This is a genomic window from Massilia glaciei (assembly GCF_003011895.2).
Taxonomy (GTDB): Bacteria; Pseudomonadota; Gammaproteobacteria; order Burkholderiales; family Burkholderiaceae_D; genus Telluria_A; species Telluria_A glaciei.
Map to the genome: position 1 here is coordinate 1 of NZ_PXWF02000305.1, position 24,598 is coordinate 24,598.

At 66.3% G+C, this 24,598-nt stretch carries 28 protein-coding genes; 14 read left to right on the forward strand and 14 right to left on the reverse strand.

Annotated elements, in window-relative coordinates; all coding sequences use genetic code 11:
* Positions 1-855, reverse strand: an 855-nt coding sequence (locus tag C7C56_RS23590; protein ID WP_219933216.1) for a transporter-like protein, incomplete at its 3' end; no start/stop codon positions are given.
* 178 nt (positions 856-1,033) lie between these two features.
* Between C7C56_RS23590 and C7C56_RS23595 the strand changes: the two genes are divergently transcribed.
* Entirely contained in the window at positions 1,034-1,870 is an 837-nt protein-coding gene (locus C7C56_RS23595) for a branched-chain amino acid aminotransferase (RefSeq protein WP_106759805.1), read from the forward strand.
* Positions 1,871-2,108: 238 nt separating this feature from the next.
* On the opposite strand, the gene C7C56_RS23600 is transcribed toward C7C56_RS23595, so the two are convergent.
* From C7C56_RS23600 to C7C56_RS23615, 4 genes are all read right to left on the reverse strand, one after another.
* Complete coding sequence (locus C7C56_RS23600; RefSeq protein ID WP_181373329.1) at positions 2,109-2,780, reverse strand: YiaD family glycine zipper/OmpA-like lipoprotein; 672 nt, start codon at positions 2,778-2,780, stop codon at positions 2,109-2,111.
* A 149-nt stretch (positions 2,781-2,929) separates the two neighbouring features.
* Entirely contained in the window at positions 2,930-3,076 is a 147-nt protein-coding gene (locus C7C56_RS23605) for a lmo0937 family membrane protein (protein WP_106759806.1), read from the reverse strand.
* Between the two features lie 53 nt (positions 3,077-3,129).
* Positions 3,130-3,399: a hypothetical protein gene (locus C7C56_RS23610; protein ID WP_106759807.1), complete on the reverse strand. Its 270-nt coding sequence runs from the start codon at positions 3,397-3,399 to the stop codon at positions 3,130-3,132.
* A 165-nt stretch (positions 3,400-3,564) separates the two neighbouring features.
* On the reverse strand, positions 3,565-4,275 hold the full coding sequence (locus C7C56_RS23615) for an outer membrane lipoprotein (protein ID WP_229458956.1): 711 nt from the start codon (positions 4,273-4,275) through the stop codon (positions 3,565-3,567).
* Positions 4,276-4,577: 302 nt separating this feature from the next.
* Between C7C56_RS23615 and C7C56_RS23620 the strand changes: the two genes are divergently transcribed.
* Positions 4,578-5,315 carry a Crp/Fnr family transcriptional regulator gene (locus C7C56_RS23620; protein WP_106759808.1) on the forward strand — a complete coding sequence of 246 codons (738 nt, stop codon included), beginning with the start codon at positions 4,578-4,580 and terminating at the stop codon, positions 5,313-5,315.
* A 200-nt stretch (positions 5,316-5,515) separates the two neighbouring features.
* On the opposite strand, the gene C7C56_RS23625 is transcribed toward C7C56_RS23620, so the two are convergent.
* Positions 5,516-5,827, reverse strand: a complete 312-nt coding sequence (locus tag C7C56_RS23625) for a BON domain-containing protein (RefSeq protein ID WP_106759809.1) — start codon at positions 5,825-5,827, stop codon at positions 5,516-5,518.
* Between the two features lie 414 nt (positions 5,828-6,241).
* Positions 6,242-8,341, reverse strand: a complete 2,100-nt coding sequence (locus tag C7C56_RS23630) for an AsmA family protein (RefSeq protein ID WP_106759810.1) — start codon at positions 8,339-8,341, stop codon at positions 6,242-6,244.
* A gap of 192 nt (positions 8,342-8,533) precedes the next feature.
* Between C7C56_RS23630 and C7C56_RS23635 the strand changes: the two genes are divergently transcribed.
* The 6 genes from C7C56_RS23635 to C7C56_RS23660 all read left to right on the forward strand — a co-directional run bounded on the left by C7C56_RS23635 (position 8,534) and on the right by C7C56_RS23660 (position 12,702).
* The gene (locus tag C7C56_RS23635) at positions 8,534-8,923 is read left to right on the forward strand and encodes a DUF4398 domain-containing protein (protein WP_106759811.1); all 390 of its coding nucleotides are present in this window, start codon (positions 8,534-8,536) and stop codon (positions 8,921-8,923) included.
* A gap of 85 nt (positions 8,924-9,008) precedes the next feature.
* A complete protein-coding gene (locus C7C56_RS23640) occupies positions 9,009-9,899 on the forward strand; it encodes an OmpA family protein (RefSeq protein WP_106759827.1) in 891 nt (296 codons plus the stop codon).
* 168 nt (positions 9,900-10,067) lie between these two features.
* A complete protein-coding gene (locus C7C56_RS23645; protein WP_106759812.1) occupies positions 10,068-10,418 on the forward strand; it encodes an ElaB/YgaM/YqjD family protein in 351 nt (116 codons plus the stop codon).
* Between the two features lie 17 nt (positions 10,419-10,435).
* Complete coding sequence (locus C7C56_RS23650; RefSeq protein ID WP_181373330.1) at positions 10,436-10,828, forward strand: phage holin family protein; 393 nt, start codon at positions 10,436-10,438, stop codon at positions 10,826-10,828.
* Positions 10,829-10,921: 93 nt separating this feature from the next.
* The gene (locus C7C56_RS23655; protein ID WP_106759813.1) at positions 10,922-11,296 is read left to right on the forward strand and encodes a hypothetical protein; all 375 of its coding nucleotides are present in this window, start codon (positions 10,922-10,924) and stop codon (positions 11,294-11,296) included.
* Between the two features lie 236 nt (positions 11,297-11,532).
* Positions 11,533-12,702, forward strand: a complete 1,170-nt coding sequence (locus tag C7C56_RS23660) for a patatin-like phospholipase family protein (protein WP_106759829.1) — start codon at positions 11,533-11,535, stop codon at positions 12,700-12,702.
* A gap of 106 nt (positions 12,703-12,808) precedes the next feature.
* Here C7C56_RS23660 and C7C56_RS23665 read toward each other — a convergent pair whose 3' ends face one another.
* Positions 12,809-12,961 carry a DUF3309 family protein gene (locus C7C56_RS23665; RefSeq protein ID WP_106759814.1) on the reverse strand — a complete coding sequence of 51 codons (153 nt, stop codon included), beginning with the start codon at positions 12,959-12,961 and terminating at the stop codon, positions 12,809-12,811.
* Between the two features lie 162 nt (positions 12,962-13,123).
* On the reverse strand, positions 13,124-13,582 hold the full coding sequence (locus C7C56_RS23670; protein ID WP_106759815.1) for an outer membrane lipoprotein: 459 nt from the start codon (positions 13,580-13,582) through the stop codon (positions 13,124-13,126).
* Between the two features lie 348 nt (positions 13,583-13,930).
* On the opposite strand from C7C56_RS23670, the gene C7C56_RS23675 reads away from it, so the two are divergent.
* The 3 genes from C7C56_RS23675 (at position 13,931) to C7C56_RS23685 (ending at position 16,226) form a co-directional block, all read left to right on the forward strand.
* The gene (locus C7C56_RS23675) at positions 13,931-14,479 is read left to right on the forward strand and encodes a hypothetical protein (protein ID WP_106759816.1); all 549 of its coding nucleotides are present in this window, start codon (positions 13,931-13,933) and stop codon (positions 14,477-14,479) included.
* Between the two features lie 97 nt (positions 14,480-14,576).
* Positions 14,577-14,891 (forward strand): BON domain-containing protein, encoded by a 315-nt coding sequence (locus C7C56_RS23680; RefSeq protein ID WP_106759817.1) that lies wholly within the window; start codon positions 14,577-14,579, stop codon positions 14,889-14,891.
* A 69-nt stretch (positions 14,892-14,960) separates the two neighbouring features.
* Complete coding sequence (locus C7C56_RS23685; protein ID WP_106759830.1) at positions 14,961-16,226, forward strand: AI-2E family transporter; 1,266 nt, start codon at positions 14,961-14,963, stop codon at positions 16,224-16,226.
* A 377-nt stretch (positions 16,227-16,603) separates the two neighbouring features.
* Here the strand turns inward: C7C56_RS23685 and C7C56_RS23690 are convergent, their stop codons facing one another.
* The 3 genes from C7C56_RS23690 to C7C56_RS23700 form a co-directional block, all read right to left on the reverse strand.
* Complete coding sequence (locus C7C56_RS23690) at positions 16,604-17,509, reverse strand: YihY/virulence factor BrkB family protein (protein WP_106759818.1); 906 nt, start codon at positions 17,507-17,509, stop codon at positions 16,604-16,606.
* Between the two features lie 81 nt (positions 17,510-17,590).
* On the reverse strand, positions 17,591-18,613 hold the full coding sequence (locus C7C56_RS23695; RefSeq protein WP_106759819.1) for an OmpA family protein: 1,023 nt from the start codon (positions 18,611-18,613) through the stop codon (positions 17,591-17,593).
* A 281-nt stretch (positions 18,614-18,894) separates the two neighbouring features.
* Entirely contained in the window at positions 18,895-19,146 is a 252-nt protein-coding gene (locus C7C56_RS23700; RefSeq protein WP_106759820.1) for a hypothetical protein, read from the reverse strand.
* Between the two features lie 385 nt (positions 19,147-19,531).
* Between C7C56_RS23700 and C7C56_RS23705 the strand changes: the two genes are divergently transcribed.
* The 3 genes from C7C56_RS23705 to C7C56_RS23715 all read left to right on the forward strand — a co-directional run bounded on the left by C7C56_RS23705 (position 19,532) and on the right by C7C56_RS23715 (position 22,522).
* Positions 19,532-20,122: a winged helix-turn-helix domain-containing protein gene (locus tag C7C56_RS23705; RefSeq protein ID WP_106759821.1), complete on the forward strand. Its 591-nt coding sequence runs from the start codon at positions 19,532-19,534 to the stop codon at positions 20,120-20,122.
* 744 nt (positions 20,123-20,866) lie between these two features.
* Positions 20,867-21,619: a glutathione peroxidase gene (locus C7C56_RS23710; protein ID WP_106759822.1), complete on the forward strand. Its 753-nt coding sequence runs from the start codon at positions 20,867-20,869 to the stop codon at positions 21,617-21,619.
* A 45-nt stretch (positions 21,620-21,664) separates the two neighbouring features.
* Positions 21,665-22,522, forward strand: a complete 858-nt coding sequence (locus C7C56_RS23715; RefSeq protein WP_106759823.1) for a M90 family metallopeptidase — start codon at positions 21,665-21,667, stop codon at positions 22,520-22,522.
* 133 nt (positions 22,523-22,655) lie between these two features.
* Here C7C56_RS23715 and C7C56_RS23720 read toward each other — a convergent pair whose 3' ends face one another.
* Together C7C56_RS23720 and nosR are read right to left on the reverse strand one after the other, a co-directional pair.
* Positions 22,656-23,183 carry a response regulator gene (locus tag C7C56_RS23720; protein WP_106759824.1) on the reverse strand — a complete coding sequence of 176 codons (528 nt, stop codon included), beginning with the start codon at positions 23,181-23,183 and terminating at the stop codon, positions 22,656-22,658.
* 36 nt (positions 23,184-23,219) lie between these two features.
* Positions 23,220-24,598 (reverse strand): response regulator c-di-GMP phosphodiesterase, NosR family (nosR, locus tag C7C56_RS23725; protein WP_370660238.1); only part of this gene is annotated, 1,379 nt, incomplete at its 5' end.

Sequence of the window (24,598 nt, forward strand, 5' to 3'; positions counted from 1 at the left end):
GGCCGGGGGCGCCGGCGGCGCGGCGCCGCTGACATCGACCAGGAACAGCAGCTTGCGCATGCGCTCCACGCTTTGCGTGATGGCGAGCAACAGATAGGTCAGGGCCACGGTGGTGCCCTGACTGCGCGCGGTCTTGCGCACCTTGCCCACGACCGCGTCGCACTGGTCGAGCATGACGAGCAGGTGGCGCGCGGCCTCGGGCGCGCCGTCGCCGCGCTCGAGCATGCGCGTGTAGGCGTCGAGGTAGGCGTAGGTCTCGATGTTTTGCATCAGGAACGGCGATTCGGCGTCCTCCATGCGCGGGTCGCTGCGCACCAGGCGCGGCTCGAGCCCGAGCGCGCCGATGCGGCACGACAATGTGCGGATCGCCTTGAGCATGCCCAGCGTGACCGAGCGGCGCGCGTCGCCGCGCGCGCCGGCCGGCGCCGCGGCCGCGGCCAGCACGTCGAACAGGGCGAGCCAGTCGGCGCCCGGCACGGCCCGGATCCAGCGGTAGTCCCAGGTCTGGTACAGCACCTGGTCGATGGCGTCGCTCAGGTAGACGTCGCCGAGCGCCGGCGGCAGGAAGCGGTAGGCGATGCGCGTCTTGAGCTCGGTGACGAAGCCGTCGTTCGAGAAGATCCCGGTGTCGGTGTAGACGCTGGCGTGGCGGCGCGCCACGAGCAGCGTGGTCAGGTGGCGGCGCAGCGCCAGCGCCAGCGCCGGGTTGGCGCCGAGCAGCGCGGTGAGCACGCGCACCTGCCCGATGGCGCCGCTGCGCACCCGCGTGCGCGGCGGACGCAGGCGCTCGACCAGTTCGACGAGGAGGTCGATGCGTTCGCTGTCGGGGTCGATGCGTTTTAAAATGGAAAGCATGGGCGTTTCTAGGGCGGCAATAATGAATGCCTGAGTGTACGCCCGGCACCGCCCGGAACTTTGTGCGGTGGCGAACAGAGCCGGCATTGAGTAGTTGTAAAACGACAAGTTATTACCGGCGGCGGCGCGCGCCGCGTTTCGGTTAAACTTGCGGGGCAACCATCACAGAGGACGGACAATGTATCTGACATACTTCAAAGGGCAGTGGGCCGAGGGCAACGTCGCGCTGTTCGGCGCCATGGACCACAGCGTCTGGCTCGGCTCGTCGGTGTTCGACGGCGCGCGCGCGGTGCGCGGCCACCTGCCCGACCTGCAGCTGCACCTCGAACGGGTGATCGTCTCGGCCGACAGGCTCGGTTTGCGCTGCCCGCTGACGGCGGCCGAGATGGCGGCGCTGGTGCGCGAGGGGGTGGCGCGGTTTCCGGCCGACGCCGAACTCTACGTGCGCCCGCTGGTGTTCGGCGCCGAGGGCTTCCTGATCCCCGAGCCCGGGCACAGCGGCTTCGCGCTGACCCTGTTCGACGCGCCGCTGCCCTCGTTCGCGGGCTTCTCGGCCTGCCTGTCGGAATTCCGCCGGCCCGACGCGAGCATGGCGCCGACCGACGCCAAGGCCTCGGCGCTGTACGCCAACTCGACGCGCGCGCTGCGCGAGGCCAAGGCGCGCGGGTTCGACAACCCCGTCATGCTCGACGGCGAAGGCAGGGTCGCCGAATTCGCGTCCTCGAACCTGTTCCTGGTCACGCCCGGGGGCGCGGTCGTGACGCCGGTGCCCAACGGCACCTTCCTGGCCGGCATCACGCGCGCGCGGGTGATCGGCTTGCTGGCCGAGGCCGGGGTGCAGGTCGAGCAGCGCGCGGTCGCGCCGGCCGAGCTCGAGACCGCGGTCGAGATCTTCAACACCGGCAACTACGGCAAGGTCATGCCGTGCGTGCGCTACGAGCAGCGGACGCTGGCGGTCGGCCCGGTGGCCACGCTGGCGCGCGACCGCTACTTCGCCTTCATGGAAGGGCAGTAGCGCAATGGTTGCGCAATCGCGCCATCGGCGCGCTATCGGGGTCTGACCCGGCGCCTGACCCCGATAGTGGAATTGAGTGGCCGTAGGTCAACGCCGCTGGTTCGCGCGGCTTTCAATCTGCCGCCTCGGCCGAAGGCGCGAAACGCGGTGTTCCCGAATGCAAAAAGCCACGGCCGCATCGCTGCGGTCGTGGCATTTGGCAAACCGCGCGCCGGGGCGCGCGGTGGCGGGCCGGTGATTAGCCCTGGTTGCCGCGCTCGGCGACGTAGATCTCGACGCGGCGATTGCGCGCGCGGCCGCTGTTGTCTTCGTTCGAGGCGATCGGGTCGCGCGAACCGCGGCCGTCGATCATGATGCGGTTGGGCGAGACGCCGCGCATGGCGAGGTAGTCGCGGGTGTTGGCGGCGCGGTCGATCGACAGCGGCTGGTTGATCGAATCGCTGCCGGTGCTGTCGGTGTGGCCGACGATGGTCACGGTGGTGGCAGGATTGTCTTGCAGCGTGTTGGCGAAACGCTCGAGCACGGGACGGAAGTTCGCCTTGATGTCCGAACGGTTGGTGTCGAACGACACGTCGCTAGGGATCTCAAGCTTGAGGCGGTTGTCCTGGGTCTGGGAGACTTGGACGCCGGTGCCGCGCGTTGCCATTTCCATTTCCTGCTTTTGCTTTTCCATGCGCTTGGACCAGATGTTGCCGATCAGCGCGCCGGCGGCGCCGCCGATGACCGCGCCCTTGGTGGTGCGCTCGCCGCCACCACCGCTGGTGGTGCCGCCCAGGATGGCGCCCAGGCCGGCGCCGATGCCGGCGCCGGTGGCGGTGCCGCGTTGGGTGGCCGACATGTCGGCGCAACCGGTTGCCGCGAACGCCAGGACGACGGCGCCGATGATGGATTTGGTGATGTTTTTATGCATGAGAAACTCCTAAAAGTGTTGTTGAGTGATCCGTTTCGCCGTCACCCGGGTGGGCCGGCATGACCGCGAAAGGGATCGGTCTGGAATCTAAGTATAAGTTAATTATAAATATTTCTGGGCCGCCGCGCACGGGACGCTGCGACAGGCTGCTAGATGCCTCTGCCGCTGATCAGGCGCACCAGAACCATGATGACCGCGACCACGATCAGGATGTGGATGAAGCCACCGACGGTGAACGAGGTGACCATCCCGAGCAGCCACAGGATGAGGAGTACGACGGCGATTGTATAAAGCATGATGGATGTCCTTTTATTGGATTTTATGGAAACTTGGGGGCAAGTTGATAAGTTCAGTATGCTTCGTTGCTGCCCGAGGTTCTGTACGCTGACGTACATTGCTCAGATTTATTTTTTGTGTCGCGCAGGCCGGGAATCCAACCCATGAAACCGATCAGGCCGACGCTGCCGATCAAGATCGACACCATCCCGCCCGCAATCAGGAACACCACGTCCTGTGCCTGCAATTGCGAGGTCGCCGTGGCGCCCGCGGCCGTGCTCAGGCCGAATCCCGTGACGAAGAGTCCCCAAATGATGATGCCGATCCAGGCTTGGCTGTTCATGGTGTTCCTTGTGGTTTGTGTCCCGCCCTGACTTGAGCGTGAGACCATTTTGACCCGGGCTCGACGGTAAGACCGTTCGCTGCCGCACATTGATTAAATGAAAAAAACGCCGTTGGAAAATTTCCACACGGCGTTTTGGGGGGGGCGGCGCGGGCCGCGGGCGCCTTAGCGCAGCGAGCGGATCGCGCCGTCGACGATGCGCACGCGGTCGCCGTCGCCCCATGCGGGGGCGGCGTCCTGGTTGAAGGTGCGCGAGCTGCCGTCGTCGAGGCGGACCCGGATTTCATAGCGCGTGGTCGCCTTCATGTTGCCTTCGACCTGGTTGCCGATCATGGCGCCACCGACCACGCCGGCGACCGTGGCCACCTTCTTGCCGCTGCCGCCGCCGACCTGGTTGCCCAGCAGGCCGCCGAGCAGGGCGCCGCCGACCGCGCCGACCCCGCTGCCCTGGGCCCGCGTTTTGATCGCGCGGATCGATTCGATATTGCCGCAGTTGCGGCAGCTGTTGCGGACCGGCTCGGCCGCGGCCAGCTGGACCGGCGTGTTGCGCAGCGGCTTGGCCGGCTTGGGCGCGGGCTTTGGCGCGTACTGGGTGCGCGGCGCCTCCTCGTATCGCGGCTGCGGCTGCGCCTGGTGGGGCGCTTGCGTGTTCTGGGCCAGCAACTGTTGTTGCGGCTGCTGCAACTGGCGGCTGTCGCTGGCCAGCGCGCCGCGGTCGGCGGCGGTCAGTTCGCCGCCGTTGTTGCCCTTGGAGGAGGGCAGCCAGCCCATGATCGCGGCGGTGCCGACCAGGCAAAAGATCAGGACGGCGATCGCGGCGGCGATCATCAGGGGATGCGGGGCGGCGCGGTGGGACTGCGTGCTGGTGGTGTTCATGGCTATTCCTTTTGGTTTGAATTGTTTTTGATTGCTGCGCGGGTTTTGTTGTGCGTTGTTTTTGGGCGCGCGCAAGCGCCGCCCGCGGACTGCTTGCTCAGCAGTGGTCCGATGGGGGCATTGTCCCCGTGCGCAGGCCGGGCTTCCGTGCGTCACCGTACATACTTTGGCCTTTATTGCCGCTACGCTGCCTTATCGGTGCGCACCGCTTTGCGTGCGTATCTAAACCATTGGTCACTTCCCATGCCCCAACTTCGCCCCCCATTCCGCGCCGCCATGCGCGCCCCCCACGGAAGGCACCGATGAACAATGTCGCCGTCCCTCCCGCCGCGCTGGCGCAGCACGAGGGCAACCGCCTGCTGGCCGCCCTGCCGGCGAGCGAGCTTGCCCATCTGACCGAGCTGCTCGAGCCGGTGCAGCTCGACATCGGCGCCGTGCTGTGCGAACCGACCGATGCGATGCCGTATATTTATTTCCCGCACGACAGCCTGATTTCGCTGCTGGCCGTGGCGGAGGGGCGCATGACGCTCGAGGTCGGGCTGGTCGGGCGCGAGGGCGTGCTCGGCGCCACCGTCGCGCTGGGCCACCAGATGGCCCAGGTCAGGGCCGTGGTCCAGCGCCCCGGGCGCGCCAGCCGCATCGGCAGCGCCCAGTTCCGCAACGAGTTCACGCGCAACCCGGCGCTCCAGCGCGTGTTGTACCGCTACACCGACTGTCTGCTCGCGCAGGCGATCCAGATCGCCGTGTGCAGCCGCTTCCATGTGCTCGAGGCACGGCTGGCGCGCTCGCTGCTCGTCACGCGCGACCGCCTGCAATCCGACAAGTTCCACCTCACGCACGAATTCCTGGCCCACGCGCTCGGCGTGCGCCGCGTCGGCGTGACCAAGGCGGCCAGCGCGCTGCAGCAGCAGGGCCTGATCATCTACAGCCGCGGCAACATCGAGATCCTCGACGTGCCCGGCCTCGCCGCCGCCTCGTGCAAGTGCTACGAGATCGTCAAGGAGGCGGGCGAGGACGCGCTCGCCACCGCCTTCGTCTAATCCCCTTCGCAACCGCCGGCGCGCAGCCGGCGGCGCGCCACTCCCCCCTCGATCCCTCAAGCACGAACGCAACTGCCGATTCTTTCACGCCCGCCGCCCACGCGCGCCGCCCACGCCCGCGGCAGCGCGCCGCGGACGGCAAAATGCCCCGGCCAGCGGGGCACTTTGCCGTACCCCGCCGCATGGGCGGGGCGGGACGCTTACTTCAGGCGCAGGTCGTTCTTGACCGATTTGACGCCCTTGACGCCGCGCGCCACGGTCGAGGCGGTGGCGATGCTTTCCGGCGCCTTGACGAAGCCGCTCAGCTGCACGACGCCTTTGAAGGTTTCGACGTTGATCTCGGCGACCTTGAGCGTTGGCTCGCCCAGGATTGCGGCCTTGACGGCGGTCGTGATCAGCGAGTCCTCGACGTATTCGCCGGTGCTTTCGCGCTTGTCGGTGGCGGCGCAACCGACCAGGGTGGTCAGCATCAGGGCGGCGATCAGGGTCGAAACGATTTTCACGTTTTTCATTGTGGTTTTCCTCGAGGGTAGGTGGGTGTTGCTCATGCTTGTGCAGTGCTTGCGGCGCGGGGCATTTCCCGCACCGATGAACCAATAGTAGGGTCCGCCTAGCTCATGGGTCTGTACGGAAGCGCACACAGTTTGCCAAAGTTGCATTTCCGTGGCATTGGCCGGCCAGGGAGGCCGCCGGGCTAGGGGCGGCCGGCCGGCGATCCCAGGTCCCGAGCTTCCCGAATCCGACAGCGTCCTAGGAGCCTGTCGGACTTAGGATCGTCGGCTGCAAAAAGTGCTGGACGGTCCATATTTCGCCGCTTTCTCGGCCAATAGCTCGCTTTTGGCACTGCGAAATCGCCAAAATCTGTCCTCGTCCAGCGTTTTTTTGCCTCGACCGTTTCGCTTCGACTCCCTAAGTCCGCCAGGCTCCTAGCGCCTGGCGCGTTTGCCCGGCGCCGGCGCGACCGGCTTGACCTTGGCCTCGGCCAGCATCTTGCCGCAGTTGCTCTCCTGGCCCGGGCCCGTGTTCACCAGGGGCAGCAGGGCCGCCAGCGGGGCGGCCAGCGCGGCCAGCGCCACGGCGCCGCCGGCCTTCATCGCCAGCACGCCCTTGTCGACCTTGACCGTGGGCGCGCTGAACGGGCCGCGCACATACAGCGGCGCGCGCAGCGAGAAGATGCGGATGTTGCGCGTCTCGGGCCGCAGCGTCAGGTCGAGCCGCTCGGTGGCCAGGTTGATGGTGCCGTCGGCCGTGATCAGCGCCTCCTCGGTGTCGACCACGAACACGCGCGTTCGCATGACGCCGTCGCGCACGTCGAAGTCGGTGACCAGGCAATTGAGCTTGACGGGGCGGTCGCCGAACATCTTGGTGAGCACCACGTTGCCGATGTTGAGCCCGGCCTGCTCGAGCAGCAGCTTGCTCACCGTGCCCTGGCTGACCGTGGCCTTGATCTCGCCGTTGGCGCCGGCCAGCAGCGAGGCCACCGAATTGCCCACCGCCGACAACTGGGCGTCGCCGTTGATCTTGCCGACCGTGGCCTGCAGCTTGTCGATGGTCGGGAACATCTGCTTGAGTTCGAGCCGGCGCGCCGAGACCTTGGCCTTGGCCTTGATCGCGTTCTTGCCCTGGCGCCCGCTGCCGTCGAGTTCGATGTTCGACACCAGGGTGCCGCCGGCCATGTCGAAGCGCAGCGGCGCGAGCGTCATCACGCCGTCGATGAGCCGCAAATGGGTCGACAGTTTTTTGATCGGCAATTGCTTCTCGCGCACGATGCGCGCGGCCGCGAACTTGACGTCGACGTCCATCGCGCTCCAGCGCTCGGTGCGGAACTTTTCGACCGGCAGCAGCTTGCCGCCCGGTTGCACCGGGGCCGCCCCGCGCTTGGCCTTTTTCGCGTTCGAGTCGGCGCCGACGAGCGGGCCGAGGTCGCGGAACTGGAGCAGGTTCGAGACCACCTCGCCGCTGAGGCGCCCGCGCGGCTTGCCCGACTCGAAACTCAGTTTGCCGCCGATGTCGCTGCCGCCGACCTTGCCCTTGAATTGCTGGTAGATCCAGCGCTGCTTGCCCGGCGTGAGCTGCGCGAGCAGCCGGCCCTCGGTGCGGTAGGGCGGGGTCTCGGGCAGCAGCAGCCCGGTCAGCGGGTACAGGTGGGCCATGCTGGCGCCGCTCAGCCTGAGCTGCATGTCGAGCGCGGCGAGCGCGGTCGGCTTGGTCAGCGTGCCCTCGATCCCGATCCGGGTGCCGCCCATGCGCACGTCGGCCTGCAGCGGGAAGGGCGCGGTTTGCTGCTTGAGCGAGAGCACGGCGCCGGCCTTGCCGCTGCCGCTCATGGGCGCGCCGTTGTAGGTGCCGCGCGCGGTCCAGCCCACGCCGTAGGTCTTGTCGCCGCTCAGCGTGTCGAGCCGGGCGGTGATGTCGGCCTTCTTGATCGCGTCCTTCAGGTGCACCACGCCCTTGGTGAAGACCACCTGTTCGAGCTCGAGCCGCCAGGGCGAATCCTTGTTGGCCGGCTTGAAGGTCCAGTTGTTGCTGCCGTCGGCGCGCCGCCGCAGCGCGACCACGGGCGCCTCGAACCGCAGTTGCGGGATCGAAATGCGTTTGTTGAGCAGGCTGAACGGGTTGAGCGAGAACGAGAACTGTCTGACGCTGGCCATGTCGCCGGCCCCCATGCCGTCCGGATTGCCCACGTGCACATCGCGCGCCACGAGGTGCGGCCACGGGATCGCGTCGCGCCAGCCCGTTTCGCCGGGCACGGCGGGCAGCGCGGTCTTGTCCCAGGTCAGCGTCAGCGGGCCGGCGATCGTGAACGGGCGGCCGATCGCCTCGCTCGTCTTGGCATTGAGCCAGGGGCGCGCCTTGTTCCAGTCGTAGGTGAGCAACACCACCAGCGCGACGGCCGGCACGGCCACGGCCACGCCGGCCGCGCCCAGCAAGATCTTGGCGCGGCGCGACAGCGGTTTGCGCGGCGGGGCGGGCGCGGGCGCGGGCGCTGGGGCCGGCGCTGGGGCCGGCGCTTCGGTCTGGTCCATGGAGGTCTTTCTATCTATATGGGTTCGTTTGGGCCGAGCTTAGCGCAAAGCGGCAACGGTATACGTTCGCTGCCGAACATAGTGGCCGCGGGAAAGAATGATTAGTTTGCCTATGTGCGTCAGCGAACCGAGCGGGACAAAATTTCAGCCTATAAAGGTATTGTCACTTAACACTTAAATGGGGAAATAAACATGACTACAGAATTCAACAAACAATTGATCAAGGCACTGTGCGGCTCGGTCGTGCTGACCTTGGCGGCATGTTCGAGCCCGCAAAAAGCGCCGGCCTCGGCCGACGTGGCCGTCTCCAACAGCGCCGTCGCCAACGCGGTCAGCGCCGGCGCCGCCGACCTCGCCCCGATGGAGCTGATGGCGGCGCGCGAAAAGATGATGCGCGCCAACCAGGCGCTGGCGGCGAAGGACTATGCGCTGGCGCGCGAACTGTCGGCCCAGGCCGAAGTCGACGCCAAGCTGGCGCAAAGCAAGTCGACCTCGGCCAAGGCCAACGCCGCTGCCGATGCCCTCAACGCCGACCTGCGCCTGCTGCGCGTCGAAGTCGAGCGCGCCAACCGCCCGCAATAATCCATGTCCGGCCCCCTTGCGGGGCCGGCAGCGCCGGCGCCCGCGCCGCGCCCGAAACGACAACGCCAACACCAAGGAAAACACCATGAAAAATCCATTTTTGAAATCGGCCATCTTTTCCGCCGTCATCCTGCTCGCCGCCTGCAGCTCGACGCCGCCAACGACCACCCTGCTCGACCAGGCGCGCAGCGACTTCGTCATGGCCAACAACAACACGCGCGTGTCGACCTACGCCCCGCTTGAATTCAAGCAGGCGAGCGACGCCCTCGAGGCGGCCAACGCCGCCTCGGCCCGCCGCGACAGCCTCGAGCAGATCGACAAGCTGGCCTACCTGGCCAAGCAAAAGATCGCGATCGCCCAGGAAGTGGCGAGCCGCAAGGCGGCCGAGGCCGAGATCGCCGGTGCCGGCGCCCAGCGCGACCAGATCCGCCTCGAGGCGCGCACCGCCGAAGCCGAGCGCGCGCGCCTGGCCGCCGCCAACGCCCAGGCGCAAACCGCCGACGCCCAGCGCCAGACCGCGGCCGCCGAGGCCATGGCGCGCGAGGCGCAGGCGCGCACCGCCGCGCTCGAAGCCCAGATGGCCGACCTGCAGGCGAAGAAGACCGAACGCGGCATGATCGTCACGATCGGCGACGTTCTGTTTGCCACCGGCAAGTCGACGCTGACCCAGGGCGGCATGAACAATGTGCGCAAGCTGGCCGACGTGCTCAACCAGAACACCGACCGCAGCGTGCTGGTCGAGGGCTTCACCGACAGCGTCGGCTCCGACGCCGCCAACCTCGATTTGTCCGAGCGCCGCGCAGCGGCCGTGCGCGACGCCCTGTTGTCGATGAGCGTGGCGCGCGAGCGCATCGCCATGCGCGGCTACGGCGAGGCGCATCCGGTTGCCGGCAACGACAACGACGGCGGGCGCCAGTTGAACCGCCGCGTCGAAATCGTGCTCTCGAACCCGGGCCAGCCGATTCCGCCGCGCTGACCGGCGCCGCGGGCGCGACGCGTCCGCGCGGTCGATCGCGTGCCATAGCATGGCGCACGATTGTTGAAAGACAGCGGGCCGCGGGCGGGCCCGCTTAAACTCTGTAGCACCCGGTATGTAGCAACCAGCTGCCTGCTTCACTCAATTACTTACTTTAGGGAGTCCACCATGCACGAAACCACCCACTTCACCGGCAACGGTTCCACCAGCACCAGCGAGCTCAACGGCAGCATCACCGCGGTCCAGACCGACGTCAAAACCCTGGTGCGCGACGCCCAGTCGCTGCTCACCGCCGCCGCCGCCCTGACGGGCGAAAAGGCCGACGACATGCGCGCGCGCGGCATGGCCATGCTCGACACGGCGCTCGACAAGGCCCACGTGGTGCAGGGTCAAGCCATCGTCAAGGGCAAGGAACTGGCGCACACGGCCGATGTCTATGTTAAGGACAACCCATGGCGCACCATCGCGGCCGCCGCCGGCGTCGGCCTGTTGGTCGGCGTCATCCTGGGCCGCAAGTAACCGTCTTCGGAGATACCATGGACAAAACGACTGCAGCGGTGCACGGCCCGGGGCCCGGCCTCATAGTCGGCGTCACCGGCCTGGCCAAAAACGTCTTCGGGCTTGTATTGTCGCGCATGGAGCTGGCCGCACTCGAATTGTCCGAGGCGCGCAACCACGCCATGGCCTTGATGGCCGTGGCCGCGCTGGCCATCCTGTCGGCGTGGTTCGCGCTCGCCTACGGCACCGTCATGATCGTCGCGCTGGCCTGGGAGTCCATGGGCTGGCGGATCCTCATGATCATGTTCCTGGTGTTCCTCGTCCTCACGGTCGGGCTGTTGCTCAAGGCCGTGTCCATGCTCAAGGAAGGCAAGCTGCGCCTGCCCGAAACCATGAACGAACTTAAAAACGACCGCGAAATGCTGCTCTGAGGGGCGCCGACAGGCGGCCGACAGGCGGCCAATAGGCGGCCAATCGGCGGACAACAGGCGGACAACAAGCGGTCAAGCGCACAGGAGCTGGGTATGCAACACAATCTGACAAAACCGAACGACAAGGAGGCCGCGCTCGCCGAGCGCAAGGCCAAGCTGTTGCGCCAGGGCGAACTCTACCGCGTAGGCATCGTGCATTCGCGCGCCCACCTGCGCAACGAGTCGCGCCCCGAGGCGATCATGCATGCCGCGTTCGAGCACGCGACCCACGCGGTGCGCTCGCGCCTCGACGGCCTGCTCGCCCCGACCGGCATGAGTGTGGCCGCGATCATGCCGTACGCGGCGACGATCATGGGCTTCATCTCGCGCCGCCGGCTGATCAAGCCGGCCATCGGCTTGGTCGCCGTTGCCGCCGGCTTGGCCTGGTACTTGCAGCGCCGGCGCGCGCGGGCGGCATACACGTACTGACCCGCATGCCAGGCGGCATGCACGCGCCGTCCGAAGCGGCGCACCGAACGCCGGCCCGCCGAGGGCCGTGTACCGGTCGGTCCTGAAGGGCATTTTTATGGTGGGGCTTGAGCGGCGTCGCAATCTCTGATTCGGCGCCGTCTTTTTTTATCCGTCTCCATTTTTGCTTGTTGCCATTTTTTTTCCATTTTTTGTCGCGCATCGCCCCGGGCGGGCGCGCCGTTCGCAGGATCCGTATGCAGTCCGACAGCACTCCCGAAATCAACACCGACAACAAGCTCAACCCGCGCAAGCTGCGCATCGTGCTCGTGCTGCAAGGCGGCGGCGCGCTCGGCGCCTACCAGGCCGGCGTCTACCAGGCGTTGCACGAACACGACCTGGTGCCCGACTGGATCGTCGGCACCTCGATCGGCGCCGTCAACGCGGCCCTGATCGCCGGCAACGAGAAGGCCAACCGCCTGCAGCGCGTCAAGGCCTTCTGGGACCTGACCGCCCACCACGACGCGCTCGACATGGCAACGGTGGGCGACCGCCAGCGCCGCGCCAACATCTGGCTCAACACGCTCGACAGCTTCGTGCGCGGCATTCCCGGCTTCTTCCTGCCGCGCTGGTTCAGCGGCTTCGCGATGGGCCTGCCCGTCGCGCCCGAGCAGGCCTCGTTCTACGACACCTTGCCGCTGCGCGACACGCTCGAGCAACTGGTCGACTTCGACTACCTCAACGCGCCCGGCGGCATGCGCCTGACGGTCAACGCGGTCAATGTGTGCACCGGCGAACTGGCCCACTTCGACAGCCTGGCCGGCGACCTGTGCGCCGACCATGTGCGCGCCAGTTGCAGCCTGCCGCCGGCGTTCGCCGCCACGCGCGTGGGCGAGGACCTGTACTGGGACGGCGGCCTGTATTCCAACACCCCGCTCGAGTCGGTGCTCAAAGAATTGCCTCCGGGCGACACGCTGTGCTTCATGGTAGACCTCTGGAGCGCCCAGGGCCACGCCCCGGCCACGCTCGACGAGGTGCAGACGCGCCAGAAAGACGTGATGTTCGCCTCGCGCTCGAAGCGCCACATCGCCGACTACGTGAGCACCCACGAACTGCAGCGCAAGCTGCGCGAGCTGCACGCGCGCCTGCCGGCGTCGGCGCGCACGCCCGACGACGCGGCCGCGCTCGCCGCGCTCGGCTGCGACAGCACCCTGCACATCGTGCGCCTGGCCTACACCGGGCACGACTGGCACATGGCGGCCAAGGACGTCAATTTCTCCAAGGGCTCGATCGAGTGGCGCTGGGACCAGGGCTACCGCCACGCGCTGCGCGCGCTCGGGCATGCGGGCTGGCTCGCCGAGGTCAGCGAGGACACGGCCGTGGTGGTGCACGAACTGCCCGAGGTCGAGGCGGCCGGGCTGTCCTAACCGGGCTACCCAAGCCCGGCGGCCTCCTTGACCCGATAAAAGCGCGCGGCAATAAAAAAACCCATCGGCACTGACAGTGTCGATGGGTTTTTTTTGCCGCTTCGTATTACAGGCGGCCGGTCAGCAGCAATACGATCAGGACGATCACGAGCACCGTGGTGATGCCGGTCGGCCCGTAGCCCCATTTGCGGCTGTGGTTCCAGGTTGGAAGGACGCCGATCAGCGCAAGAATGAGGATAACAAGCAGAATGGTTCCCATGGGGAGCTCCTTAGTGATGGTCCAGCTGAACGGCGTTCAGTGGAAAAAACCTGGCCGCCGGCGCTTTGCGGGCGCCGGCGGATTATGGCGGTTCGTTGGTGCGCGCGCAAAGGCGCGCGCGGTCAGGCATTGGCCTGGCGTTGGCCTCGCGTTGGCCGGCGATCAATAGCGGTAGACGCGGCCGTCGACGACGCGCACGCGGTTGCCGATGCGCAGGTCGTACACGCTGTCCTGCACGATGGTGCGGTAGTCGCCGTTCTCGAGGCGGATGCCGATCTGGTACATGTCGCGGCCGCCGCCATTGCGGTTCGCTTCGATCTGGTTGCCGACCAGCGCCCCGCCGACCGCGCCGACGGCGGTGGCGATTTTCTTGCCGTCACCGCCGCCGACCTGGTGCCCCGCGAGGGCGCCGACCATGCCGCCGACGATGGCGCCGGCGCCGCTGGTCTGGCCGGGGCCGCGCGTGACCTGGATCGAATCGATGGTGCCGTAGCCCATCGAGCTCGACACGGGCGAGTTGTAGGCGCCGTTGTTGTACGGGTCCGTGGAATTGCTGGCGCAACCACTCAGGACTGCGGTGCTAGCGATGATCAGTGCGGCGATGGTGTGGGTCGATTTCATGTTGTTCTCCTAGCAAAGTGTGACTTCAGGATAATCAGCAACATTTTTTGGGTCTGTGCGCTGCCGCACAATTGCTCAAGTGATCGTGATTGCCGAAAATAATTTTTGATTCCCCGGTTGGACAGGCGCCAGTGTGCGTTTTCCCGGCTTTCTGGCCAGGCGTGGCGACGCGGGCCGCATTCTGATAGGAGGAACAACAACGCAGGAAGCCGGAAAGCTGTGCAATCGCGCCTTTAGAGGCGCTTTTTGTCGGAAACCCAAACGGATGTTCGTCAGCGTACAGATCGACACAATGTTTCCACGTAAAACTATGTCTGTCGCAAGCACTGCTAATAGGAACACCCGCACATGAAAATCCTGATTGCCATCCTTTTCGGCGCCGCCGGCGTGTTGGGCGCCAGCCAAAGCCTGGCTGCCGCCACGCCGGCGGCGAAGGCCGCGTACCACCAGGCCCGGGACGCCGCGGCGGCCGAGTATGCGCTGGCGCGGGCCCGCTGCAAATCGCTTGCCGGCAACCCGAACGCGGTCTGCGAGGCCGAGGCCAAGGCGCAGCGCGTGCGCGCCGACGAGGAGGCGACCGCCTTCTACAAGAACACCTTGAAGGCCTACACCACGTCGCGGCTGCGGATCGCCTCGGCCACCTTCGAGCTTGACAAGGTCAAGTGCGCGGCCCTGGCCGGCAACGAGCGCGACGTCTGTGTCAAGCAGGCTAAGGCGACGTTGATCGCCGCCCACGCCGATGCCAAGGCCGACAAGAAGGCGATCGAGGCGCGCGCCAACGCCCGCGACGACAAACGCGACGCCGACTACGCGGTCGCGAAGGAACGGTGCGACGCCTTCTCGGGCGTGCAAAAAGATAATTGTGTATCGGCTGCGAAAGCGCAGTTTAGTCAGTAGTCCCCCTGTTTACCGCTTCACCATGTAGCAGCGCATCTTGCGCACCTGATCGACCGATCCGGTTGACCACATTGTTAGACCACTAAGGAGTTTTACCATGAAAACATCACAACGCCTCGCCACCATGCTGTTCGCCGCCTCGCTGCTGGGCACCCTGGGCGGTTGCGCCGCCACCGATACCCGCGAAGGCACCGGCGAGTACATCGACGACACCGTCATCACCGCCAAGGTGAAGGCTTCGATCTTCAACCAGCCATCGCTCAAGGCGACCGAAATCAACGTCGAAACCTTCAAGGGCGTGGTCCAGCTGTCGGGCTTCGTGCGCGACGCCGCCGACGCCAGCCTGGCCGGCACCATCGCACGCGGCATCAAAGGCGTGACTTCGGTCAAGAACGACATCCGTGTAAAGTAAAATAGGCGGCCGCATCCGCCTTTTTCCTGGCCGGCCGGCATGGCCGGCCATATTTTTATAAAGAACACCATGCAGCTCGCCGATACCAAAGTTGTGCCCGCCATCCCCGGGGCCGCGCCGGCCCCGCCCGACGGCCCCATCTTGGACGAGCCGGTCGCGGCCGGCGGAGGCGCCGACGGCGCCGACGGCATCGACCCCAACACCGGGTTGCCCGCGCAGCTGCTGCGCTTCCCGATCCACGTCAACGCGCGCGGCATAGCGCTCGGCATCATTGCCACTGTCGTCTTTCTGTACGCGCTGCAATGGTCGCAAAAATTTCTGGTGCCGCTGTTGCTCGGCATCTTCATCGCCTACACGCTCAATCCGGTCGTCTCCTGGCTCGAACGCTGGCATGTCAAGCGCGCCTATGGCGCGACCCTGGTGACGGTGGCCATCCTGGTGCTCGGCGCGGGCGTGATGCACCGGGTGCAGGGCGAATTCTTCAACATCATCGACGAGTTGCCGACGATCACCCAGAAGGTGACGCGCATGCTGGGCAAGGCCTCGGGCGGACAGCCGAGCACGATCCAGCAGGTGCAGAAGGCCGCCGCCGAGATCGAACAGGCGACCGCGAACGCGGGCGCGCTGCCGGACCCGCGCCGCGCCGCGCGCAATAAGCCGCCCGTCGACGCCCCGGGCGCGAGCAGTTTCAAGGTCATGGATTGGGTGCTGGTCGGCTCGATGGGCCTGATCACCTTCGTCACGCAGGCGACCATGGTGGTGTTCCTCGTGTTCTTCCTGCTGCTGGCGGGCGACACCTTCAAGCGCAAGCTCGTCAAGCTGACGGGGCCTTCGCTGAGCAAGAAAAAAATCACGGTCCACATCCTCGACGACATCAACACGTCGATCCAGCGCTATATGTTCATGCTGCTCGTCACCAACCTGTTGCTGGCGTTGATGATGTGGATCGCGCTCACGGCGATCGGCCTGCAGAACGCTGGCGCCTGGGCGATATTCGCCGGGCTGATGCACATCATGCCGTATTTCGGGCCGCTCCTGATCACCTCGGCGACCGGCCTGGTCGCCTTCATGCAGTTCGAGTCGCTGCAGATGGTGGTGCTTGTGGCCGGCGCCTCGCTCGCGATCGCGACCGTGGTAGGCACCTTCATCGCGACCTGGATGACGGGGCGCATCGCCCGCATGAACCCGGCCGCCGTGTTCGTGAGCCTGCTGTTCTGGGGCTGGCTGTGGGGCATGTGGGGCTTGTTGCTCGGCGTGCCGCTGGTGGTCGTGCTCAAGGTCGTCGCCGAGCGCGTCGAGGGCATGGAAGTGGTCGCCGAGCTGCTCGGGGAATAGGCCCGCCGCGAGCAGGCGCGCCGCCGGCCTAAGGCGGAGGAGGGCCGAAGCCGCCCTGGTCAAACCGCGTCCCGCCCCGCGTGCCTTGGTGCGCGCATCGCGCCAGGGCCGCCGGCGCGCGCAAGCAAACCAAGCGTATTGAAACCGCGCTATTTCAAACGACGGGTTCAAACGACGGGTTCAAACCACGGGTTCAAACCACGGGTTCAAACCACGGGTTCAAACCACGGGTTCAAACCACGGGTTCAAACCCAGCGTTCCAAACCACGCGTCCATACCACCCGTGTTAAAACCCCGCGTCCATATAACCCGCGTTAAAACCACGCATCCAAACCACGCCTATTCACACCACGCGTATCGGCACCATTTCGCAGATATTATTTGAGCACCGCCTCGGCCGGCTTCGCATGTTCGGTGTTGCGCAAGCTGCCCATCTGCATCGCGTACTGGCGCGCGAATTCGGCGCCGAGGAAGAATATCTGGGCCGAGTAGTAAACCCACAGGAGCAGGGCGATCAGCGATCCGGCCGCGCCGAAGCTGCTCGCCACGCCGCTGTTGCCGATGTACAGGCCGATCGCGAACTTGCCGACCGTGAACAGGGCCGCCGTGCCCAGGGCGCCGACGATGACGTCGCGCCATGCCAGCCTGACGCGGGGCAGCAACTTGTAGATCACCCCGAACAGCACCGCGATCACGCCGAAACTGATCGCCGAGGCCACCCACGACAGCAGCACGGTCGCGTCCTTCCACAAGCCGCTGACGAAGTTTTCGAACACGCCGAGCGCGGCGCTCACGACCAGCGAGACCATGAGCAGGAAAGCGAGCACCAGCACCACGCCGAACGAGAGCAGGCGGGTGCGGATCACGTCCCACCAGTTCGCCTCGGGCGGCGCGGGCATGCCCCAGATATCGTCGAGGCTCATTTTCAGTTCGGCGAACACGGTCGTGGCGCCGAACAGCAGCAACGCGGTCGCGATGACGGTGGCCATCAGGCCGGTCTTCTCGTTGCTCGCGCCGGCCAGCACCAGTTGGATCGCCTCGGCGCCCTGCGGGCCGACTAGTCCGCGCAACTGCTCGAGCAAACCGCCCTGGGCGGCCTCGGTGCCGTAAAAAAAGCCGGCCACCGCGATCACCAGCACCAGGATGGGGGCGATCGAAAACAGGGTGTAGAACGCGAGCGCGGCGCCCTTGCTGCCGTCGCGGTGGTCGATCCATTGGGTCGCGGCGCACTTGAGCACGTGCAGCAACTTGCGCGAAAACGGATTCCATTGATGCTCTTCCATCGGCAACTCTCAAAAAAGGGACCGTCGCCCGGCCCCCGCCTGTCGGCTTGCGGGGCGCCGCGCGGCGCCCCGTCGGCCGGCTTACTGGACGCGCCGCTCAATTGTAATCTGCTCGACCTCGACCCGGCGGTTCGGTTCGAGGCACTTGATCAGCTCGGCGCGGCTCCTTTGGTTGCAGACGACCACGGGATTGGATTCGCCGCGCCCGACGGCTTGCAGGCGCGAACCGTCGACGCCCTTGTTGACCAGGTAGTCGCGCACCGCCATGGCGCGTTTTTCGGACAACTGCTGGTTGTACTGCTCGGCGCCGAGCCGGTCCGCGTAGCCGGTGATCGTGACGTCGGAGATGCTCGGGTCGGCCTGGAGGGCGGCGGCGATCTCGTCGAGCCGCGGCTGGGGCGAAGTCAGGTTGGCGCTGTTGAAGGCGAACAGCTCGGTGGCCGACAGCGTGACCTTTTCGAAGCCCGGCTGCGGCGGTGGCGGTGGTGGCGGCGGTGGCACCGGCACGATCACGGTGTCCGCCGGCTCCGGCGGCGGCGGTGGCGGCGGCGCGGGCTGGTTGAAGGTGTAGTTGAAGCCGATCGTCAGGTATTGGTTGTTGGGGCGGTCGAAGCCGAAGGTGCTCACGTTGTCGATGCGCCCGTGCACATTGCGGATGTCGGCCTGCAGCGCCCAGCTTTTGTTGAGGTCGAGCTGGAAACCGACGCCGGCGGCGACGTACGGCGAGACCTCGGACACGGTCACCGGGCCGTTGCGCACGTTGTCGCGCTCGGCGCCGATGCCGAGCAGGATGAAGGGGCGGAATCTGTTGCGCGAGAACAAGAACAGCCCGTCGACCCCGAGCAGCGTCTGGCGGTACCGTTGCGGGCCGTCGGTGACGCGCGCGTGGCTGGCGCCGACCTGGATGTCGACCCTTGGCGTGAGCGCGCGGCCAAAGCGCAAGCCCACGCCCGCGCCGTTCTCGTCGGGGCCCCAGTCGTCGTCGGGGTGCATGCCGCTGATGCTCGGCTGGACGTACCACGATGGGTTGATGTCTTGCGCCAGGATGGGCCCCGCGGAACAGAGGATGGCGACGGCCATGGCGATTTTTTTGGTATTTTTCACAGGTTACTCTCCAGGAACGTTTAAGAAGATGGGCTATCGGATTGTTCGACCGGAGAATACAAGTGCTGGTTCAATATCGCATGTGCGCCAACGCACGCGCGCGCCGTGCCGGCCCCGGCAAGCGACGCGCGTTTGCGGAAGAACAAAAAAGCGGCGCGGCGGGGGTGGAAATGTAAAAAAGCGCCACGGCGGAATGGTGTGTCCGACGCGGCGCTTTTTCGGGCGGTCTTTTGCCTAACGAAAGACGTTCACCTGGCAGGGTGGACGTCCGGCGTTGATTATTAGTTGGTTTTTTCTGGCACCACGATGACGGTGTCGCCGGTTGCGCCGGTGGCGCCGGTGGCGCCCGTTGCGCCATCGGTGCCTGCGGTGCCTGTGGCGCCATCGGCGCCGGGTGCGCCGGCAGGGCCGGGAACGGCGACCGTCTCAACCGGGGTCACGACGGTGGTCGTCGCTGGCGGGTTGACGGTGGTTTTTTCGCAAGCGGTCAGGCCGATGACGGCCAGCAGTGCTGCCAGGATAGTTGTTTTCATATTGAAGTTCCTTAGTGGGTTTGTGCGTGCCGGTGGCAAGCAAAGGTGCTACTGATTGTCGTTGCGCACGCAATTTAGCGCGAACAGACCCAGCATAAGGAACTAAACACGGCCGATCTGTACGGCAACGCACACAGGAACATCCCAGGGCATAAATTTGTTGCTTGCTACACAAATTGTGGCGTTTTCGACGAATGGTCCCCACGGTATCGGGGGATCGCATTGCGCGGGGTCAATTTTTCTTGAGCGTTCGATGGCGCACAGACCGGTCGCTACGACACGGGCAATCTTAAGCCCAGTTGTACGGAACCTGCAGTTTATTAAGGCTGTCAAAAGTTACACAGCGATCCGGACGAATGACTCTCTCTTTAATGGAGCACTCAACATGCAAGCAACGACACACCACAAGAATACGGCGCAAGGCGCCAACAGCAACACGACTCTGGTCGAACGCGTCGCGCCCCAGCCGGCCGAGCGGGCCCCGATCTCGATGGCCCCGATCGAGCGCGTGCGCTCGACCTCCGCCACCCAGCGCCGCATCGAAAACATGCAAAAGCTGATCGGCGAGTTGTCAACCCACGAAATGCTCGCCGACGAAATCGCGTGGTTCCTCAAGTTTTCGCCATCGGGGGCGCGCAAATACATCCGCGACCTGCGCGAAGCTGGCGTGATCGAACTGGCGCGCTACATCGAGGGCACCGCCACCTATTTGGGCAAGGCGGTCTACCAGATATCGCCCGATCCCGACCGCGTCAAGGCATTCCTGGCCGCCATCGTGCAGCCAAAGCGCGAAGGCGCGCCGCCGCGCAAGGAGCGTCCCGGCCTGCGCGAGCAGAGCATGGCGGGCACCGGCCGTCATTTCCACATCCTGGCCGACGACACCCACTACGCCATCCGCGTCAACCGCAGCCCAGTGGCGCGCGATCCGCTCGTCGCCGCCCTGTTCGGTGCCGCACCGTCGGCCAAGGACGCATAAGGACGCAATAAGAACGCGATAAGAACGCGATAAGAACGCGATAAGAACGCGATAAGAACGCGATAAGGGATGCGATAAGGGCGCGATAAGGGATGAGATAAGGTCGCGATAATGGATGCGATAAGGACGCGGTAAGGACGCGATAATAATGCGCTAGTAACGCGATAATAACGCGATAATAACGCGATAATAACGCTAAGGCACGATGGGCATAAGGACCGAAAGGCTCGACGTCCCGGCATGACGAAAGTGTTAGGTGGGCGCGCCCGGTGCAGTCGGCCGCGTCCGCCCGTCTGCGGGCACGGGCGGGCCACACGTCCGGCATCATCCCGTCCGGCATCATCCCTTCGCCGCGCCTTCCCCGTGATGCGCCATGCCATAAATGGCCGCGCCATCCTCGCCATGCCATAGATATGCCCGCCACGATCGCCCGATAGCGATGCTGGCGGGCGTTTTCACGCCGGCACGCCGGCACGCCGGCTCGCCCGAGGGCCAAGCGCCGGGGTTTGACACGCCTGCACGCCCGGCTGCGATGCCGCCTGGCGTCGCTGATGCTTGGCGCCGCCGATGCCTGGCAGCGCCGCCCCACGCTGTTCCCGGGCTATGATCCGAATAAGCCAATTGAAATAAGCGCAAGTAACCCCATTTGCCTGTGAACGAAGGGGAGTTGCCGCTTGTTCGCTTGCGCTTTGTTCGCCTTCAAGGCGCCCCGCCAGCCCCACACCAACCAGAGAAGGAAACGCCATGCTACCGACCGCGCAATCGCTTGAGGGTAAACCAGTACCGAAGGTCACATTCAAGGCACGCCCGAACGACCAGTGGAAAGACATCACGAGCGACGAGTTGTTCAAAGGAAAGACCGTGGTCGTGTTCTCGCTGCCCGGCGCCTACACCCCGACCTGCTCGTCGACCCATCTGCCGCGCTATAACGAGCTCGCGCCCGTGTTCAAGCAAAACGGCGTCGACGAGATCATCTGCATCTCGGTCAACGACGCCTTCGTCATGAACGAATGGAAGGTCGGCCAGGACGCCGAGAACATCACCGTCATCCCCGACGGCAACGGCGACTTCAGCCAGGGCATGGGCATGCTCGTCGACAAGCGCGACATCGGCTTCGGCCAGCGCTCGTGGCGCTATTCGATGCTCGTCAAGGACGGCGTCGTCGAAAAGATCTTCATCGAGCCCGAGCGCGAGGGCGACCCGTTCGAGGTGTCCGACGCCGAAACCATGCTGCGCTACATTAACCCGAACGCGGTCATCCCCGATCCGGTCGTCGTGTTCTCCAAGCCGGGCTGCCCCCATTGCGCCCGCGCAAAGGCCGCGCTCAAGGCGCACGGCATCTGCTTCACCGAGATCACGCAGGACCAGCGCATCAATTCGAGCGTGCTGCGCGCGGTGTCGGGCAAGTCGACCTGGCCCCAGGTCTTCATCGGCGGCAAGTTGATCGGCAATGCCGATGCGCTCGACGCCTGGTTCGCCGACAAAGCGGCCGCCTGAGGCGGGCATGGCAAGGTCGATCCCTCACCCCGGCCGGGCCGTCTGATGGAGGCGTTGCTGTTGGGTTCGTTTCTGGCGCTGGGTGCGGCGGCGTTGCTGCTGCCGCGCTGGCGGCTGCGGCGCGCGCTGTCGCTCCCGCTCGCGCCGGAGGCGCTGGCACTGCTGGCGCGTAACATTCCCGTGTACGGCAGGCTGGAGCCGGCCTTGCGCGCGCAGTTGAACGGCCTCGTCAAGCAGTTCCTGCACCAGAAAAAGTTCGTCGGCTGCGCCGGCCTCGAAGTCACCGACGAGATGCGCCTGACCATCGCCGGCCAGGCCTGCCTGTTGTTGCTCAACCGGCCGTCCAAAGTCTATCCGGCGCTGCACGCGGTGCTGGTGTATCCGACCGCGTTCCTGGTGCCGCGCCCCCACATCGACGCCGCCGGCGTGGTCACCGATGGGCGCCAGGATTTGCTCGGCGAATCCTGGGGCGACGGCCGCGTGGTGCTGTCGTGGGACCATGTGCGGCGCGGCGCGCGCGACTTCACCGACGGCCAGAACGTGGTGCTGCACGAATTCGCGCACCAGCTCGACAGCGAGTCGGGCAGCAACAACGGCGCGCCCTATCTGGGCAGCCCATCGCTCTACCGCAATTGGGCCGAGGTGCTCTCGCGCGACTTCGCCGACCTGCAGGCCGATGCGATGTTCCGCCAGGAGAGCGTGCTCGACCACTATGGCGCGACCAACCCGGCCGAATTCTTCGCCGTCGCCACCGAGACGTTTTTTGAAAAGCCGCACCAGCTCGCCGAGCGCCACGGCGCCCTGTTCGGGGAGTTCCTCAAGTACTACCGGGTCGATCCGCGCGATTGGCACGACGCGCCGGAACGGGCGCCGGAGCAGGCCTATTACGGCCAGTGGCAGTAGGCGCGCCACAGGTTTTCCACAGCGCGCCTTTCACGACGCGTTTTCGACGGATCCTATTTCAAGGCGCGTTTTTCGCGGGCACGGGTCGAGGCACGGGTCGAGAAACGGGTCGAGGCACGGGTCGAGGCACGGGTCAAAGCAATATCTCGCCGTTCGGCCCCCACTTGACCTTGAGCAGCCCGGGCTCGTCCGCCTCGAGCCATTGCGCCTCGAGTTCCTGCGGCGTGGGCCGGGCGTCGAGCAGGCGCTGCTGGTCGGCCAGCCGCAGCTCCTCGACCCCGAGGTCGCGGAACAGCAGGGCCTCGGCGACGCAGCGCGCCAGTTCGTCGGCCTGCCACGGCTTGGGGATGTAGCGCCAGACGTGGGCGTCGTTGACGGCGCTGGCGACGGTTTCGAATTCGGTCGAGGCCGACAGGCAGATGCGCACCGTGGTCGGCGCGATGTCCTCGAGCGCGTGCAGGAATTCGGCGCCGTTCATCTGCGGCATGCGGTAGTCCGAGATCGCGATATCGAAATTGCATTCGCAACAGCGTTTGAGCGCCTCGAACGGGTTGGTGAACGTTTCGATGCGCAGGTCGTCGATCGGAAGGTGCTGGCGCATGGCGCGCACCAGCGCGTTCAAGACATAGATCTCGTCGTCGAGCAGCAGTATTCTTCGCATCGCCTCACCCCTTGTTTGTCACGTTGCGCCGGCCGCTCATGCGGGCCTGGGCTGCCACACCCACACCTGCAGGCGCTGCTCGTGCTTGGTTTCGAACTCCTGCACCTGGCGGATCAGCGCGCCGTCGAGCACATGCTCGCACGAGAGCAGCATCACGCCGTCGCCGCTGAGTAGATCGCGCGACAGCACCATGCCCGGCGCCAGCGCGCGCGACAGCAGCGCGACGTCGCGCACCGGCCCGGCCGGGCCGGCGTCGGCCAGGGCGCAAAACGCCGCCACCACCGCCGGGTCGTAGCGCTTGCCGGCGCTGTCGCAGACCAGCTGGCGAGCGTCCCCGGGCGCCATGCGCCGCCGCACCAGCGCGCCGAGCTGCAAATTGTCGTAGTCCGAGGCCAGCGCGAGGATGCGCGCGCCCAGCGGGATGGCCTGGCCGGCCAGGCCGTCGGGAAAGCCGGCGCCGTCGAAGCGCTCCATCTGCGCGCGCAGGATGGCGGCCACGCCGCGCAGCTCGTCGAGCGGCATCAGGGCCTGGGCCGCGCGCCCGGGGTGCTTGCGGAACAGGCCGAGCAGCTCGCCGCCGAGGGCGTTGGCGGGCCCTCGCAGCAGCTCGTCGGGCAAGCCGATCTTGCCGATCTCGTGCAGCAGGGCGGCGATGAACACCTCCTGCGTCTGCTGCGGCGCCAGCCCCATCTTGACGGCGATCCGGCGCGCCAGCTCGGCCACCCGGCGCGCGTGCCCGGCCGGCCGGTCGCCGCGCAGCTCGATGATGCTCGAGAAAATCTTGATGGTCGTGATGAAGTTGTTCTTGAGTTTTTCGTTGGCGGCCACGACCGTGTCGCGCGAGCGCTCGAGCTCGCGCGTGCGCGCGGCCACTTTCTCCTCGAGCGCGGTGTTGAGCGCCTTGAGCGCCTGGTTCTGGCTGTGCGCGAGCTGCTCGAGCGCGCGCTTTTCGCGTTCGAGCGCGCGCCGCTCGAGCGCGTGGCGCACCAGCAGCAAGATGTCGTTGTCGTCCCACGGCTTGGGGATGTAGCGGTAGATCTCGCCGCGGTTGATCGCGGCCAGGATGGTGCCGACGTCGGCGTGGCCGGCCAGCAGCATGCGCACCGTGTCGGGCCAGCGCGCGCGCGCGCGCTCGAGGAACTCGGCGCCGTCCATGTCGGGCATGCGCATGTCGGAGATGACCAGGTCGACCGCCGCGTGCTCCATCAGGGCCAGCCCGGCCGCGCCGCCGTCGGCGCACAGCACCTGGTAGCCGAGCGGGCGGAACAGGCGGCGCAGCGCGGCCAGGATGTTCGGCTCGTCGTCGACGCACAGCAAGGTCTGCGCGGGCGGCTGATGGTGGGTCGGCGCGTGCGCGGCGCCGGCCGCCGGGCTCATGGCGAAGCGCCCGGCGCCGGCGGCGGCGCGCGCCGCAC

Bases quoted from the DNA above. Each gene is read 5' to 3' on its own strand.
- C7C56_RS23690 (WP_106759818.1), bottom strand. From the start codon at position 17,509: ATGGAAGAGCATCAATGGAATCCGTTTTCGCGCAAGTTGCTGCACGTG.
- C7C56_RS23600 (WP_181373329.1), bottom strand. From the start codon at position 2,780: ATGCATAAAAACATCACCAAATCCATCATCGGCGCCGTCGTCCTGGCG.
- C7C56_RS23650 (WP_181373330.1), top strand. From the start codon at position 10,436: ATGGACAAAACGACTGCAGCGGTGCACGGCCCGGGGCCCGGCCTCATA.
- C7C56_RS23705 (WP_106759821.1), top strand. From the start codon at position 19,532: ATGCAAGCAACGACACACCACAAGAATACGGCGCAAGGCGCCAACAGC.
- C7C56_RS23630 (WP_106759810.1), bottom strand. From the start codon at position 8,341: ATGGACCAGACCGAAGCGCCGGCCCCAGCGCCGGCCCCAGCGCCCGCG.
- C7C56_RS23670 (WP_106759815.1), bottom strand. From the start codon at position 13,582: ATGAAATCGACCCACACCATCGCCGCACTGATCATCGCTAGCACCGCA.
- C7C56_RS23685 (WP_106759830.1), top strand. From the start codon at position 14,961: ATGCAGCTCGCCGATACCAAAGTTGTGCCCGCCATCCCCGGGGCCGCG.
- C7C56_RS23595 (WP_106759805.1), top strand. From the start codon at position 1,034: ATGTATCTGACATACTTCAAAGGGCAGTGGGCCGAGGGCAACGTCGCG.
- C7C56_RS23710 (WP_106759822.1), top strand. From the start codon at position 20,867: ATGCTACCGACCGCGCAATCGCTTGAGGGTAAACCAGTACCGAAGGTC.
- C7C56_RS23700 (WP_106759820.1), bottom strand. From the start codon at position 19,146: ATGAAAACAACTATCCTGGCAGCACTGCTGGCCGTCATCGGCCTGACC.
- C7C56_RS23620 (WP_106759808.1), top strand. From the start codon at position 4,578: ATGAACAATGTCGCCGTCCCTCCCGCCGCGCTGGCGCAGCACGAGGGC.
- C7C56_RS23680 (WP_106759817.1), top strand. From the start codon at position 14,577: ATGAAAACATCACAACGCCTCGCCACCATGCTGTTCGCCGCCTCGCTG.
- C7C56_RS23665 (WP_106759814.1), bottom strand. From the start codon at position 12,961: ATGGGAACCATTCTGCTTGTTATCCTCATTCTTGCGCTGATCGGCGTC.
- C7C56_RS23675 (WP_106759816.1), top strand. From the start codon at position 13,931: ATGAAAATCCTGATTGCCATCCTTTTCGGCGCCGCCGGCGTGTTGGGC.
- C7C56_RS23605 (WP_106759806.1), bottom strand. From the start codon at position 3,076: ATGCTTTATACAATCGCCGTCGTACTCCTCATCCTGTGGCTGCTCGGG.
- C7C56_RS23660 (WP_106759829.1), top strand. From the start codon at position 11,533: ATGCAGTCCGACAGCACTCCCGAAATCAACACCGACAACAAGCTCAAC.
- C7C56_RS23615 (WP_229458956.1), bottom strand. From the start codon at position 4,275: ATGAACACCACCAGCACGCAGTCCCACCGCGCCGCCCCGCATCCCCTG.
- C7C56_RS23640 (WP_106759827.1), top strand. From the start codon at position 9,009: ATGAAAAATCCATTTTTGAAATCGGCCATCTTTTCCGCCGTCATCCTG.
- C7C56_RS23645 (WP_106759812.1), top strand. From the start codon at position 10,068: ATGCACGAAACCACCCACTTCACCGGCAACGGTTCCACCAGCACCAGC.
- C7C56_RS23655 (WP_106759813.1), top strand. From the start codon at position 10,922: ATGCAACACAATCTGACAAAACCGAACGACAAGGAGGCCGCGCTCGCC.
- C7C56_RS23610 (WP_106759807.1), bottom strand. From the start codon at position 3,399: ATGAACAGCCAAGCCTGGATCGGCATCATCATTTGGGGACTCTTCGTC.
- C7C56_RS23720 (WP_106759824.1), bottom strand. From the start codon at position 23,183: ATGCGAAGAATACTGCTGCTCGACGACGAGATCTATGTCTTGAACGCG.
- C7C56_RS23715 (WP_106759823.1), top strand. From the start codon at position 21,665: ATGGAGGCGTTGCTGTTGGGTTCGTTTCTGGCGCTGGGTGCGGCGGCG.
- C7C56_RS23635 (WP_106759811.1), top strand. From the start codon at position 8,534: ATGACTACAGAATTCAACAAACAATTGATCAAGGCACTGTGCGGCTCG.
- C7C56_RS23625 (WP_106759809.1), bottom strand. From the start codon at position 5,827: ATGAAAAACGTGAAAATCGTTTCGACCCTGATCGCCGCCCTGATGCTG.